We start from the raw sequence: 14,009 nt of genomic DNA on the forward strand, positions 1-14,009 counted from the left end.
CTCAATGAACGAGAAAATCAACCAGGACAGTATCAACAAGGCCCTGTGGGCGGCCTGTGATACGTTTCGCGGCACCATCAGCGCGGACACCTACAAAGATTTCATCCTCACGATGCTGTTTCTGAAGTACATCTCGGATGTATGGCAGGACCACTACGAGAGCTACCGAGCCGACTACGGCGACGAGCCGGAGCTGATCGAAGAGCTGATGAAGAACGAGCGCTTCGTCCTGCCACGTGATGCCAGCTTCTACACGCTTTGGGAGCACCGTCACGAGCCGGGTAATGGCGAGCGGATCGACCAGGCCCTGCACGCCATCGAGGAAGCCAACGGCACTAAGCTCAAGGACGCGGGCAAAAGTGTATTCCAGGACATCTCCTTCAATACCGACAAGCTCGGGGAAGAGAAACAGAAGAACACCATTCTGCGCCACTTGCTGGAGGACTTCGCTAAGCCGGAGCTTAACCTCAAGCCCAGCCGAGTCGGCTCACTGGACGTGATCGGCAATGCCTATGAGTACCTGATCAAGAACTTCGCTGCCTATGGTGGCCAGAAGGCCGGTGAATTCTATACGCCACCGGAAGTATCAGACCTGATCGCAGAGCTTCTGAATCCGCAGCCGGGCGACACCATCAGTGACCCTGCTTGTGGCTCAGGTTCGCTGCTCATGAAGTGTGGGCGTAAGGTGGTGGCTAACTACGGCAGCCGCGAGTATGCCCTTTATGGTCAGGAGGCTATCGGCTCCACCTGGTCACTTGCCAAGATGAACATGTTTCTTCATGGCGAGGACAACCACAAGATTGAGTGGGGCGACACCATTCGCAACCCGAAGCTGCTGGACCGAAACGGCGAACTCATGCTGTTCGACATCGTCACGGCGAATCCCCCTTTCAGTCTCGATAAGTGGGGCCATGACGATGCGAGCCATGATAAGTTCGGTCGCTTTCGTCGGGGCATCCCGCCCAAGACAAAGGGAGACTACGCCTTTATCCAGCACATGATTGAGACGCTGAAGCCGTCTTCTGGCCGCATGGGCGTAGTGGTGCCTCACGGTGTGCTGTTCCGTGGCTCCAGCGAAGGCAAGATCCGCAAGCAGCTGATTGATGAAAACCTGCTTTACGCTGTTATCGGTCTGCCCGAAAAGCTTTTCTATGGCACTGGTATTCCGGCAGCCATTTTGATCTTCAAGAAGCAGAAATCTGATGATTCGGTGCTCTTCGTTGATGCAAGTCGTGAATTCAAGGCCGGTAAGAACCAAAACCTACTGACTGCAGAGAATATCCAGAAGATAGTCGCGACCTACCGTGAACGCGTCAGCGTCGATAAGTATGCCTATCTGGCCGCTCGGGATGAAATTCAGGAAAACGACTACAACCTCAACATACCCCGCTACGTTGATACCTTTGAAGAGGAAGAAGAAATCGACCTGCTGGCTGTGCGTGCCGAGCGTGAACAGCTGAAAGCCAAATTAGCTGAGTTGGAAGGTGAAATGGCCAAGTATCTGGAGGAGCTTGGCTATGGTGCCTAATGAGTGGGATGTGAAGCCTCTTTCTGACATCGCAATCGTCACATCTGGTGGAACACCCAGTAAGGCGAAGCCGGGGTATTGGGATAATGGAAAAGTGCCTTGGGTGCGTACAACTGAGGTGCAAAACTGTGTGTTGCATTATGAAGATGTTCAAGAGTATATCACCGAGGAAGGACTAAAAAAATCATCAGCTAAGTTGGTTCCATCAGGCACTGTACTGCTTGCGATGATCGGGCAAGGGAAAACTAGAGGGCAAGTTGCACTCTTGAGTTTTGAAGCAGCGGTCAACCAAAATTGTTCTGCAATTATATTTAATAGTACTCAAGATCCTAGGTTTCATTTTAACTTTCTTCTGAGCCAGTATGAGAGTATCCGAGGGATGAGTAATTCTGCTGGCCAAAGCAACTTAAGCGGGGCGCTAGTAAAGGCGATTCGTGTACCGGTACCTCCGCTCTCAGAGCAAAAGAAAATCGCCCAAATTCTTTCCGCTTGGGATAAGGCTATCTCCGCGACTGAGCAGCTACTCGCCAATAGTTATAAGAAGAAAAAATCCTTGATGCAGCAACTTCTTGCCGGAAAAAAACGCTTGCTGGATAAAAATGGGGTTAGGTTTAGTGGTGAGTGGAAGTGGCTTAAAGCGAGCGAGCTCTTTCAGACGGTTTCCAGGAGAAATAACTCTGATAGTGAAGAATTGCTTGCGGTAACCCAAAATCAAGGTGTGTTGCCACGCTCTTTGCTAGAACGCCGAGTAGTGATGCCTGATGGCTCTACCAAAGGTTACAAACTGGTTGTTCCTGGGAATTTTATCATTAGCTTGCGGTCGTTCCAGGGCGGACTGGAGTGCTCTAAATATAGGGGGTTGGTAAGCCCTGCATATACAGTGTTGGAGCCAATCAAAAAGATAGATGAAGATTTTTATAAGCAATATTACAAGTCCTACGACTTTATCGGTCATCTTGCTGTTACGGTGATTGGAATCAGGGATGGGAAGCAAGTTAGCTACGACGACTTCTCATTTTTGAAACTTCCATATCCAAGCTTAGAGGAACAGCAGAAAATTGCAGTTGTGTTATCTTTTGCTGATCAAGAAGTCAATGCCCTGCAACAGAAAATCGATGCCTTAAAGAAAGAGAAGAAAGCCCTGATGCAACAGTTGTTGACTGGTAAGCGCAGGGTGGATATTGAGGATTTCACATGCTTAAGCAAATAAATATTAATAATTTCAAAAGCTACAAAGCTCAGGTCCTGCACCTCTCTCCGCTGACGTTGATGATCGGAGCGAACGCGTCTGGTAAGAGTAATGCACTGGAAGCTTTCCGCTTTTTATGCTGGTTAAGCCAAGGGCAGAAATTATCGGTATTGAAGCATCGGGTTGATGATTCCGAGCAGATTTTACGCGGTCAAGTTAAGGACTTAGGATATCTAGGTGCGGAGAGTTTTCAACTAGGGTGCAGGACAGATGATTCTGTCTGGAATCAGTTTGATGTCGAGGTGACACTGCGAGATTCTGAGTTACATATTACTAATGAAAGCATTGTGTCTCCCAGTGAAGGATTCCCTCTTTACAGGGTTGAACAGCCCTCTTTAGGCCTGAGCACGGATGTGAGGGTGGCGTATAACAATTTTGCTAAAGGCGGAAAAAAGCCACAGGTAACTTGTACAGATCAGATTTTGATCATGAGTCAGTTGGCGAGCTCGGCTATGTTCCAGTCCGGACATAAAAAGGCTCAAGTTGAAATTCCCAAGGTTACCGGGAGGCTCCAGAAGCTGCTAGAAAACACTCTGTTTTTAGATCCGGTGCCCTCGTTGATGAGAGGTGAGAGTTACCCAGAAAAACAGTTGCGTGGTGACTGTGCTAACTTGTCTGGGGTCCTATATAGCTTATGGCAAGACAGTAATGCTCGTCCTATTATCATTGAGTTTATTAAAAGCCTTCCTGAGCAGGATGTTCAAGATATTGAGTTTTTTGAAGATCGCCGTGGTCAAGTGGCACTTGAACTTATAGAGAGCTTTGGTGGGCAGGCACGAAAGTATCCCGTTGAGCTGCTATCTGATGGAACTCTGCGTGTGTTGGCAATTGCTGCCTCCATCCTGTCTGCACCAGAAGGCTCTACTGTAGTCATTGAAGAGGTCGACAATGGTGTGCATCCCTCTAGGGCTCGCCAGCTGTTGGCTACAATGCGCGAGCAAGCTGAGAGTCGCAATGTGCACCTTCTGCTTTCTACACATAACCCGGCGCTAATGGATGCTTTGCCAGATAGATCATTAGGTGATGTGGTCTTCTGTTATCGTAATCCAGAGGTTGGTGATAGTTGTTTGGTTAGATTGTCTGACCTTGATGATTATGTCGGGCTTGTATCACAAGGCCCGCTGGGTGAGCTGGTAACTAACGGTGTGGTTGATCGTTTTATCAAGATTCCTGTGACGCCAGACGATAAAAAACAAAATGCGATGGATTGGTTGGCCAAAATGCAGGGGGACGACCAATGAGCTCTGTCTGTCTTATTGATACCTGCGTGTTCTTGAATCTTTTGAATGTCCCTGGAAAGAATGCTGATAAAGATCAAGTTGTTGAGTCTTATTCTGAGTACGCCCAGCTTGGGATGACCTTTATTTTGCCAATGGCTACTATTGTCGAAACAGGCAATCATATTGCACAAAATGGTGATGGTAACCAAAGGCGAAGTGTCGCTGGTCGGTTCTGTGAGGTTGTGGAAGGTGCTTTTTCTGGAGCTGCACCTTATCGTCCGAGTGATTTTCCTGCTGCTACCGAAGTCCTCAGATGGCTTCATGAATTTCCTAATCATGCTGGCCGTAACAAAAGTCAAGAAAAAACAGGTGAAGGGACTAGCTTTGGCGATTTAAGTATTATTAAAGAATTTGAGAAATGTGTTGAACGTTTCTCAATGTCTGAAATTTTTATCTGGTCGCTGGATAGTGATCTCCGTTGTTATCACTATGTCCCATAGTTAGCCTTAGATCGTTTTTGGAAAGTTAATGAGATGGAAATGACTCAGAACGCTCCTAAGTTTCAGGAAGAATGCAGTGCCAAGCTTCCTGCTCTCTCGTTATTGGCTCAATTAGGCTGGTCGTTCATCACACCTGCTCAGGCATTGGATGCACGTGGTCATCAGCCTGATAAGGTTGTGCTCCGAAATATCCTGCGTAAGGAGCTTGAAAAACGACGCTTTGTCTTTGGAGGTGAATCTCACTCTCTATCCAAAATCGCAGTTGACAACCTGGTTGAGGAGGTATCTGCGCCCGCTCTAAATGAAGGCCTACTGACAGCCAACGAGCAGCTCTACAATCACTTACTCTACGGTATCTCAGTAACCGAGTTCATAGATGGCCGTAAGGCCAATCCGACAGTAGCGCTAATTGACTGGGCTAACCCAGAGAATAACAGCTTCCACTTCACAGAAGAGTTCAGCGTTGCTCGCGCGGGAGGCGTCGATACGCGCCGGCCAGATATCGTCTGCTTCGTAAATGGTATCCCCCTGGCGGTGATTGAGGCCAAACGCCCCGATGGTCAGTCCCACAAGGGGCCAACTCTGCAGGAAGGCATATCTCAGTGCTTACGTAACCAGCGCTATGACGAGATTCCGCAGCTCTTCGCATACAGCCAGCTCCTGTTCTCTATCAATGGTCACGAGGGGCGCTATGGCACCTGCCATACACCAGAGAAATTCTGGACGACCTGGAGCGAGGAAGATATTCCGGAAGCCGACATGCATGCGCTCAAGAATGCGCCGCTCTCGGCGCAGCAACTTGATGCGCTCTTCAGTCATCGCCCACCAGCAGACCGCGAATGGTACGAACAGCGCCTGCGGGGCGGCGAACTGGCCGTGACCGGCCAGGACAGGCTCCTGATCAGTCTGCTTTCACCGAGGCGTCTGCTGGAGATGACGCGCTTCTTCACCCTGTTCGACAAGAAGGCCGGGAAGATCGTTGCACGATATCAGCAGGTGTTCGGTATCAAGCGGCTGATCGAGCGGATCAACACCAAGCGTCCGGATGGGGGAAGAGAAGGTGGTGTCATCTGGCATACCACAGGCTCCGGCAAGTCCTTCACCATGGTGTTTCTGAGCAAGGTACTGATCCTGCACGAATCGCTCAAGCAGTGCCGCCTGGTCATCGTCACCGACCGGATCGATCTTGAGAGCCAGCTGAGTGCCACCTTTACGTCCGGTGGCGAGCTGGCTACCAAGAAGGACAAGGCTGCGGCCATGGCCACCTCTGGCACGCGCCTGGCTGAGCAGATTGGTAAGGGAAACGAGCGTATCGTCTTCTCGCTGATTCAGAAGTTCAACTCCGCGACCAAGCTACCGGAGTGCCATAACGACAGCTCTGACATCATCGTGCTGATCGATGAGGGGCACCGCAGCCAAGGTGGCGAGAATCATATCCGCATGAAGCAGGCGTTGCCCAATGCCGCTTTTGTGGCCTTTACGGGCACCCCCCTGCTGAAGGAGGACCGAACCACTAACAAGTTCGGCCCCATCGTTCATGCCTACACCATGCAGCGTGCCGTAGAGGATAAGACAGTTTCCCCGTTGCTCTATGAAGAGCGTATTCCTGATCTGGATGTGAACGAGCGGGCCATCGATGCCTGGTTCGAGCGGATCACCGAAGGGCTGGAAGACGCTCAGAAGACCGACCTCAAACGCAAGCTGGCCAGGAAGGGGCAGATCTACAGTGCCGATGATCGTATTCGTCTGATCGCACTCGATATCGCCAACCACTTCGTCAAGCACGTGCCGGAGGGCCTTAAGGGCCAACTGGCATGCGACAGCAAGAGCTCAGCCATCAAGTACAAGAAGTACCTGGACGAGGCCGGACTGTTCGAGTCGGCGGTGGTGATGAGCCCACCGGACACCCGTGAAGGTAACACCGAGGTGGATGAAACCACCTTGCCGGAGGTGCAGCAGTGGTGGAAAGACAATGTCGGCAACCAGGAAGAACAGGTTTACACCCGCAGTGTGATAGAGCGCTTCAACAAGGATGATGACCTCAAGCTGCTGATCGTGGTCGACAAGCTGCTGACCGGGTTCGATGAGCCTAAGAATGCGGTGCTCTACATCGATAAGCCGCTTAAGTCCCATAACCTGATCCAGGCTATTGCTCGCGTGAACCGCCTGCACGACAAGAAGCGTTTTGGCTTCCTGATCGACTATCGCGGCATTCTGGCTGAGTTGGATACCACCATCGCCCAGTATCAGGACCTGGCTTCACGCACCCAGGGGGGCTTCGATATCAACGATATCGAGGGGCTCTATCACTCCATGGGTACGGAGTACAAGCGGCTGCCCCAGCTCTACACCCAGCTGTGGTCCATCTTCGAAGGGGTGACGAATAAGCAGGATATCGAGCAGTTACGCCAAGTGCTGGTCCCGCGTATGGAAACTCTAGATTCCGCCTCGCCGGGAGGAAATCCCGAGCTGGTTGATGTGCATCAGAAGGTCAGAGAGGACTTCTACGAAGCATTGACAGCCTTTGCCAGCTGCCTAAAGGTCGCTCTGCAATCATCCACTTTCTTCGAGGACTCGAGTTTCACCGACGACGATCGTCGTCATTACAAGGAGACTCTCAAGCAGTTCTCCAGCCTTCGCCAGCTGGTCCAGCAAGACGCTGGCGAGTCCGTGGATTACGACGACTACGTGGAGCAGGTCAAGAAGCTGCTGGATCGCCATGTGGTTGGTGTCGATATTCAGGAAGCGGACGGGGCCTACGAAGTTAGCCGTATGGGAGCACAGCAGGCGCCAGAAGACTGGAGCGAGGACAAGACCCGCAACGAGACGGATATCATCAAGACTCGGGTCACCAAGATGATTGAGCAGGACCTCAAGGATGACCCTTACGCCCGGGAAGCCTTCTCGGCTCTTCTGCGCCAGGCCATCGAGGAGGCTGAGAAGCTGTTCGACCACCCCTTGAAACAATATCTTCTGTTCAAGGAGTTCGAGCAGCAGGTCAGCGAGCGCCGACTAGATGAACTGCCCGATGCTTTTCAGGACAATCGGCATGCTCAGGCGGTGTATGGTGTCTTCAAGCAGGCGTTGCCTAAGGTGCTGTCCAGTGACGACCCCCAGGTTCAACAACTCTGGATCAATCTGGCATTCGAGGCCTGTGAGGTGGTCGACGACGCGGTAGCCGTCCACTCCATCAATCCGCAGAACATCGAAGCCGCAATACGCAAGCAACTGTTGCCGGTGGTCTTCAGGCAGTGCAAGTCCGTGGGCGCGGGCATGGATCAGGCTAAACAGATTGTGGAGAGCATTGTTCAGATCACCCGAGTAGGATTGGCAACATAATGAGCGTCATGATCGCTGATGCCGCTCTCTATGGTCGCGAGCTGGTGTTTCGTTATGGCGACGAATGTATCACCATCCGGCGCCTGGACCGGTCCCAAGGCATCAATCGGGTGCTGATCAAGGTCCATCCGGATACCCGGGTCGAAGCCCTGGCTCCACGGGAAGCCAGTGACGATGAGGTGCTCGATGCTGTTCGGCAGCGGGCGCGGTGGATCTATCAACAGCTACGCCAGTTTCGCGCTCAGAATGAATACGTGATCCCACGCCGCTATGTGAGTGGCGAAAGCCATTACTACCTGGGCAGGCAGCACCTTCTGAAAGTGATCGAGACGCTGACGGAGCGACAAGGTGTCAAGCTGCTACGCGGTCGGCTTGAGGTGCGCGTTCGCCATAAGCGGCCCGACAAGGTCAGACAGCTACTGGCACGCTGGTATCGGGAGCGTGCGGGTGAGGTGTTTGGGCGGCGGCTCGACGCCATGCTGGAACAGGCCCTCTGGGTCTCTGAGCGCCCACCGATGCGGGTGCAGGCCATGCAAACGCGCTGGGGAAGCTGCTCGCCTCAGGGGCGTCTGACGCTGAATCCGCACCTGGTGAAGGCGCCACGGGAATGCGTAGATTACGTCATCCTGCATGAGCTGTGTCACATCGCGGAGCATAACCATAGCGAACGTTTCTATCGCCTGATGGGGCAGGTGATGCCACAGTGGGAGGGCATCAAGGCCAGGCTAGATGACATGGCAGGCCGGCTGATCGACTGAGGGAGGCAGGTATGGCGCACGGATCAGGTGAGCCGGAGGCCGGGAAACACGGTCAGTTTCGGCGTCTCAGCGCGCAGGAGCTTCAGGATCTCCGTGATGAGATGCGTGAGGCGGGCCACTGGATGAAAGCGCAACTCATGAAGAAGCGACGAGGGCTCGTCAATCCGAAGAAGTCACGCTAGGGGTTGCGGTGCGGGGGAAGAGGTCGGCGACCTCGATGCTGAGGGCTTCGCTGATCTGGTAGATCTTGGTCAGGGTGATGTTCTTCTCACCGCGCTCGATGTGGCCCATATAACTACGGTCCACCCCGGCCAGTGCAGCCATGGCCTCTTGAGATAACCCTTTGTTTTTTCGAAGCTCTCTGACTCTCTGGCCGAATGCCACCAGCTTCTCGTCCCGCATCGATTTCGCTCCATCCAAAGGATGGAACTATCACGGCCCACTGCATACAATTCCACGGACTATGATTCCCATTTGGAGTAGCCTGGATGCAGTTGGAGATTCTCACTGATGACGAGCAGAACGCTCGGATCTGCGCGGACTACTGGCGACAGACTGAGGAAGGCGAGTTTGCGTTCAAGATACGCGAGATTGCGTCCACTCATGGGATGAAGCCCCATGTGGTCAGCAAGTACGTCGAGCAGTACGCCTTCGTATGGCGGGAAGACATCTGCTGTGGGCTTTGCAAACAGCCGTACCGCTTTGGCACGCGCAGTCAATACCAGGAGCGTCGCTGGCTTCAGAATCGGGTCTGCAAAGCATGTATGGACGCTGAGCGCCAAGCCATCGCCGACAAGAAGAGGGACTTGATCCTGAAAATGCGGCAGTCGGCGGAAAACAACATGCCAGATCTAAAAACGCTGGGCCTAACCAGCAAAATCTATCTGTTAGCTGCGATTCAGGCGCTAGGCGATGAAAACTTCAGTATCATTGAGCCGCTAGATGATTATCCTGCTTGTACCCTGTCGCCAGATTTTGTCTATGACCACAAAGTCCTTCGGCAGTTGATTGACGACCACCTACTGTTAATCTGCCTGGATACGCGTCTTGAAGCGGTCGAACTTCAGGAAGATGATCGGTTCAGTATCGATCTTGGTGAGTGTGCGTTTAACCTTGCTTTAGGCGCTGATCAGATCACGGCGCTGATCAATGAGTTTTTCGATGAGGAAACCGTACAAAGCTTCCGACAGGCGCCGGAATTCATAACGCTATGCAAGGAGGTCCAACTGAATGAATGCCTCGGTTTTTTGAAGGTTATTCTTGAGGATCATCAGCTGTACCTGTCGCCGGGGGAGAAAACTCGGCAGGTTCTAAGCCAGTGCTTAGAGAAGTTCAGTGTGGCCCAGGTCTACAACTTCATTTGGCGAGCCGCTAAGGACGCAGCCGCCTATTATATGAGAAGTTCTATCAGCAAAAGGCAGGCAGCTAACTCTGTCGTAGGAAACATCTCACGGAACATGGAGCGGGCTTTGGCCAATGGCTGGGATGTGAAGCCGTTCCATAGGAACTATAATCTTCCTCAGTCCTCGCTGAGTCGCATCGTCTTTAACATGGTGCTGGGGACTGATGATGGTGGATTTGAATGCCCATTACATGAGCTGATTAAGCAGGAGAAGCCTTTATCTGTGTAGTAGGTCGGAGAAACCTTCATCAACCAAATAGAAGAACGTTGGAAACTATGAGTGATGACAGTACAGATACGGAAAGGGATTGGGTAGATCCTGACGATGCGCCGGAGCTCGATGAGCAGTGGTTGGAGGGAGCATATCACTACCATGGCAGCCGGCTGCTGAAGCGTGGTCATGGTAGGGATCCCCTGGAGAACCAGAAAGTGGAGATACAGAAAGGGCAGGATAGTTAGAATATCAGTCTCAGCTGATATGGGGATATCAGCTGAGGCTAAGTTTGATTATATTTGCATAACTTTAAATGTTTTTTAATCTTTATGAAATATTGGTATCTATGTTGCTTCCTGTCGCAAAGCATCTCACTAGAGAAGATTTGACTTGTTGGCGTTGAAGTTAGAAAGCTATCGCTTTCGATTAATAATGTTCTGAATGGGTGGGTTTTCAATCCCCTCAGGAATAATTGGGTCGTCGTCCTCTTGGATGGCTACGACCTCTAAATCATTTTGGCCAATCCTCCACTCTTCGATAATATTCAGCTTGTTTTTGCTAATTGTTATCCTATTACTCGCACTTGGTGTTACTATTTCTCCATTTTTGATGCTTGCATAGCTAATCTTGTAGAATCCCTTTTTGTTATATGCCTTTATAAAGGTCTCTAAGTTAGAGTTGTTTGTAGGAGTCATTGTCTTCATCTTGCATGCCAGTTGTACCAGACCATTTCCGGTATGCGATACATTTTCAGAGATGCAAACTCTATAATGTGCGGGCGATCGTTTATTTATCCCCTGAATGATTGAAATCCTCAGCCGGTCTTTTTTATCGCTGTCTCCTAGTTCTAATTTTAAGTCTCTAAAAATTTTTCTGGCAGCGGCCTCGTTTTCGAATGCAAGTATAATCTCTGGAGTGCCATCTGGATAAATAGCAAACCCTGTTGCTTGCCAAACAGTCTTATTCCAGAGCCTCACCTTTATGAGACCTTGAACTTTTATAGAGCTATGTGAATGACTTTCATAGCGGGTTAGGGGCTCAGGGGGTTCTCCTTCACCCGGCTCCAGTTCCGTTAACTTTCTTTCATCTTCCGATGGTTTAGGGAACTCTTGGTCCCAAGGACAAGATCTAAGTAACGTATATTCATTAACACGCTCATCTTCAAGTAGCGACTTTACGTTTTTTACAGCATCATCGCCTAAAATATTCTGTAAAATCACAAAGCAAGAGCCGAATGATACTGAGCGCTCTAAAGCTCTATCTTTACCAAGCATTGACTCTAATGTTGACTCAATTTCTTTGGGGTGAGCTAAATTAGCAAAAGTCTCAATCAAGAAATTTTTCAACCACTCTTGAATCAAGGATTGACCTGAAATGCCTAGCTTTCTTGGTGTGAATGAAGAGCATAAGACTTCCATTTTAAGAATGCTGCCGGAATCATCAAGCTCATGCGAAATAGAGACTTCATCGTCATCATCGGCTGTTATTTCAATATCAAATCGAGACTCAAAAATGACCACTCTATCAACCATACCTGTTGAGAAGAAGGCTTCAATGGAAGAAAGGAGTGTTTCTGCAAGCTCTAATAGTGGGCTTCTGAAAGGAAAATATACTCTTATCTCACACCCCATAACTGTGCTTTTAATAAATGTGTACCTATCTTTAATAAAATGCACTTCTGGTATTGGGGCGCCTAAATCCGTATCCCTTACAAGTTTCAGAAAATCAATGTGTTCTTGATTAATTTCTACTTTGTACTCACTTTCTACTATGTCTTCGTGACCTAAGGCGTACAGGAGGGAAGAGCTGCTAAAAAATAGTTGGTTATTATCTAATAGTTCGGGAAGTCGAGTCGCAGAGCTTAACTCATCAAGTCTTGTATTTAGTATGCACTGCGATAAGTATGCATCAAATGTTTGGATTTCATTCTCGGATAAAACCTCTTCTTCAATTTGGGTGGAGACTATGCAGGCTAAATTCCACCATGTCAGTGCAAATTCAATTCGGCCTATCTGGAGATCAATTTTTGCTAGCCGCATATAGGAATGAGCTTGCGCTGAGATGAAGTCGCCGGTTTTCCAAAATTCATCTGTAACCATGGATGCAGAAAATAATAGGTTTGCTCGTGATGCCCAAAGCAAGCCCGCTTGCATATATGCAGATGATAGAATATTTAAGGCAGCATAGAGATCCTTCTTAGTCTCTTGTTTGTAAAGAGGAGCAAGTGATTTTCCTATTAATTTGATGGCTTGGTAAGGTTCATTTGACTCAAGGCGTTTCGCTCCTCGCCGTAACCAGATCAACGCTCCACTAACCTCTCCATAACGATACGTTGCATGCTCTGTAAAATAATCAAGTAGTTTTTCGTAGCTATCTATATCTCCAAAGACAAAGTCTAACTCTGTCACAATGTTGTAAATTTCTTCAAAAGAAAACCCTATTAGCTCTTCGCCATCTTTTGCAATAGATAATAAAGAGGAGAATATGTCAGATGCTTGCTCAATATTGTGCAATGATTGTAGATTTAGCAGCTCGATATATGCTTTTGACATGAGAGAGTTACTAGGCCTTTCTTCTTCCTTGGCAAGTGCGCTAAGTTCATCCTTCGCCTCTGATATGATTGACTCCACATCTGAAGGTTTTTCTATTTCAACATTGCGATAGTAGCTAGAGTAGAGCCCTATGAGGGTGACAGCATCACCCCACTTGCTTGATTGCCCAATTTCTTTTGCTAAACAAAAGCAAATTTGAAGCTGCTCTCTGAATAGATTAATGTCTTCAAACCACCAATAAGCAGCCCAGGCATACTGATAATGCGCATCAAACTTATGGTATGAATTCCCAAATCTCTCGGAGGCTGAAATGGCTCTAGTGAAGAGACCATGTGTTTCAATTGAAGCTTTCTCAATCTCTTTTGACAATACTGCTACTTCCAGAAGCCAATCCAGCTGATGAGGAAGTATATTGCTAGTGTCAATTTCATGTTTTATTTTTTCATCTAGCTCTTTAATTCTAATATTTTTAGAGTAGTCGTTAGCCCCAGTCTCTACCTCTCTGCGCCAATCTACGTCAATTGACAATGTGTCAATTGCTAATTGTTCATATCCATGCTTAAAGGTCTGATCCATTATCCATGAAACATCTAAGATTCTAACGTCAATCCCTGTTTCTTTGGTTAGCGAATCTTCTAACTCGCTTCGCTGATTGGATTTTGTATACGTACTGGTTATGAAAAATGCTTTCTTATATCCTCTCTGGGTTCCAGCAATTTTTCTGACATCCTTTCTGCACTTTTTCTTCCAGTCTTCCTGAGTGCTTACTGCAAAAGCCCATCTTTCCTCATGAGAGTTTTCATTAACTCCCACATACCAGAGAGCTTTGGATTGTTCTGAGACAGGGAATGTTTGAGAATCAACTTTTCCATCGCCACCGGCAACTGGCCCAGTTTGTTCTAGAAGGTTCGGACAGATAATTTTTTCACAGAGCTGTTTAGCGAAGTCCTCAAACGCAAGCTCCATGTTTCTTCTGTTAAGTGTAGATAGCTGATGCTCCAAAACAGCCCGATCAAGCTTCCCTACCTCCTTTACGATAGAGTCAGAAAATCGTTCAGGTCTTCTTTTTCTCAAAAAATCCCTTGGGGAGAAAGGGGGCGAGTTACTCTTCTGTTGTTCCATTCTTTACCCTTATATGAAAAGTTTGTATGAGGGTTTTCGATGGCCTTGTGTTTTTTCTTAATCGCCTGAGGTGCTTGATATTCTGTCAGTTTACTAGGGGAGGGTGTCCATATCGAGCGATATGT

The 14,009-nt window shown here is 49.0% G+C and carries 9 protein-coding genes; 7 read left to right on the forward strand and 2 right to left on the reverse strand.

Annotated elements, in window-relative coordinates; translation table 11 throughout:
• Nucleotides 1–4: 4 nt before the first annotated feature.
• From HF027_RS12455 to HF027_RS12480, 6 genes are read left to right on the forward strand one after another with little or no spacing between them, the layout of a single operon-like run.
• On the forward strand, nucleotides 5–1,528 hold the full coding sequence (locus tag HF027_RS12455; protein WP_168016144.1) for a type I restriction-modification system subunit M: 1,524 nt from the start codon (nucleotides 5–7) through the stop codon (nucleotides 1,526–1,528).
• A complete protein-coding gene (locus tag HF027_RS12460) occupies nucleotides 1,518–2,738 on the forward strand; it encodes a restriction endonuclease subunit S (RefSeq protein ID WP_168016146.1) in 1,221 nt (406 codons plus the stop codon). The genes HF027_RS12455 and HF027_RS12460 overlap by 11 nt, the downstream gene beginning before the upstream one ends.
• Nucleotides 2,723–4,018, forward strand: a complete 1,296-nt coding sequence (locus HF027_RS12465) for an AAA family ATPase (RefSeq protein ID WP_168016148.1) — start codon at nucleotides 2,723–2,725, stop codon at nucleotides 4,016–4,018. Before HF027_RS12460 ends, HF027_RS12465 begins: the two co-directional genes overlap by 16 nt.
• Complete coding sequence (locus HF027_RS12470; protein WP_168016150.1) at nucleotides 4,015–4,497, forward strand: hypothetical protein; 483 nt, start codon at nucleotides 4,015–4,017, stop codon at nucleotides 4,495–4,497. Before HF027_RS12465 ends, HF027_RS12470 begins: the two co-directional genes overlap by 4 nt.
• A 39-nt stretch (nucleotides 4,498–4,536) precedes the next feature.
• Nucleotides 4,537–7,836: a type I restriction endonuclease subunit R gene (locus HF027_RS12475; RefSeq protein ID WP_168016152.1), complete on the forward strand. Its 3,300-nt coding sequence runs from the start codon at nucleotides 4,537–4,539 to the stop codon at nucleotides 7,834–7,836.
• Nucleotides 7,836–8,594: a M48 family metallopeptidase gene (locus HF027_RS12480; RefSeq protein ID WP_168016154.1), complete on the forward strand. Its 759-nt coding sequence runs from the start codon at nucleotides 7,836–7,838 to the stop codon at nucleotides 8,592–8,594. The genes HF027_RS12475 and HF027_RS12480 overlap by 1 nt, the downstream gene beginning before the upstream one ends.
• Nucleotides 8,595–8,753: 159 nt before the next feature.
• On the opposite strand, the gene HF027_RS12485 is transcribed toward HF027_RS12480, so the two are convergent.
• Entirely contained in the window at nucleotides 8,754–8,996 is a 243-nt protein-coding gene (locus HF027_RS12485; protein WP_168016156.1) for a helix-turn-helix domain-containing protein, read from the reverse strand.
• Between the two features lie 86 nt (nucleotides 8,997–9,082).
• Between HF027_RS12485 and HF027_RS12490 the strand changes: the two genes are divergently transcribed.
• Nucleotides 9,083–10,225 (forward strand): hypothetical protein, encoded by a 1,143-nt coding sequence (locus tag HF027_RS12490; RefSeq protein ID WP_168016158.1) that lies wholly within the window; start codon nucleotides 9,083–9,085, stop codon nucleotides 10,223–10,225.
• A gap of 398 nt (nucleotides 10,226–10,623) precedes the next feature.
• On the opposite strand, the gene HF027_RS12495 is transcribed toward HF027_RS12490, so the two are convergent.
• Nucleotides 10,624–13,884, reverse strand: a complete 3,261-nt coding sequence (locus HF027_RS12495) for a hypothetical protein (protein WP_168016160.1) — start codon at nucleotides 13,882–13,884, stop codon at nucleotides 10,624–10,626.
• Nucleotides 13,885–14,009 lie beyond the last annotated feature (125 nt).

It is taken from the genome of Halomonas salinarum (assembly GCF_012062845.1).
In the GTDB taxonomy this organism is placed as follows: Bacteria; Pseudomonadota; Gammaproteobacteria; order Pseudomonadales; family Halomonadaceae; genus Onishia; species Onishia salinarum.

Coding starts and splice junctions, on each gene's coding strand:
- HF027_RS12455 (WP_168016144.1), top strand. CDS start 5: ATGAACGAGAAAATCAACCAGGACAGTATCAACAAGGCCCTGTGGGCG.
- HF027_RS12460 (WP_168016146.1), top strand. CDS start 1,518: ATGGTGCCTAATGAGTGGGATGTGAAGCCTCTTTCTGACATCGCAATC.
- HF027_RS12465 (WP_168016148.1), top strand. CDS start 2,723: ATGCTTAAGCAAATAAATATTAATAATTTCAAAAGCTACAAAGCTCAG.
- HF027_RS12470 (WP_168016150.1), top strand. CDS start 4,015: ATGAGCTCTGTCTGTCTTATTGATACCTGCGTGTTCTTGAATCTTTTG.
- HF027_RS12475 (WP_168016152.1), top strand. CDS start 4,537: ATGACTCAGAACGCTCCTAAGTTTCAGGAAGAATGCAGTGCCAAGCTT.
- HF027_RS12480 (WP_168016154.1), top strand. CDS start 7,836: ATGAGCGTCATGATCGCTGATGCCGCTCTCTATGGTCGCGAGCTGGTG.
- HF027_RS12485 (WP_168016156.1), bottom strand. CDS start 8,996: ATGCGGGACGAGAAGCTGGTGGCATTCGGCCAGAGAGTCAGAGAGCTT.
- HF027_RS12490 (WP_168016158.1), top strand. CDS start 9,083: ATGCAGTTGGAGATTCTCACTGATGACGAGCAGAACGCTCGGATCTGC.
- HF027_RS12495 (WP_168016160.1), bottom strand. CDS start 13,884: ATGGAACAACAGAAGAGTAACTCGCCCCCTTTCTCCCCAAGGGATTTT.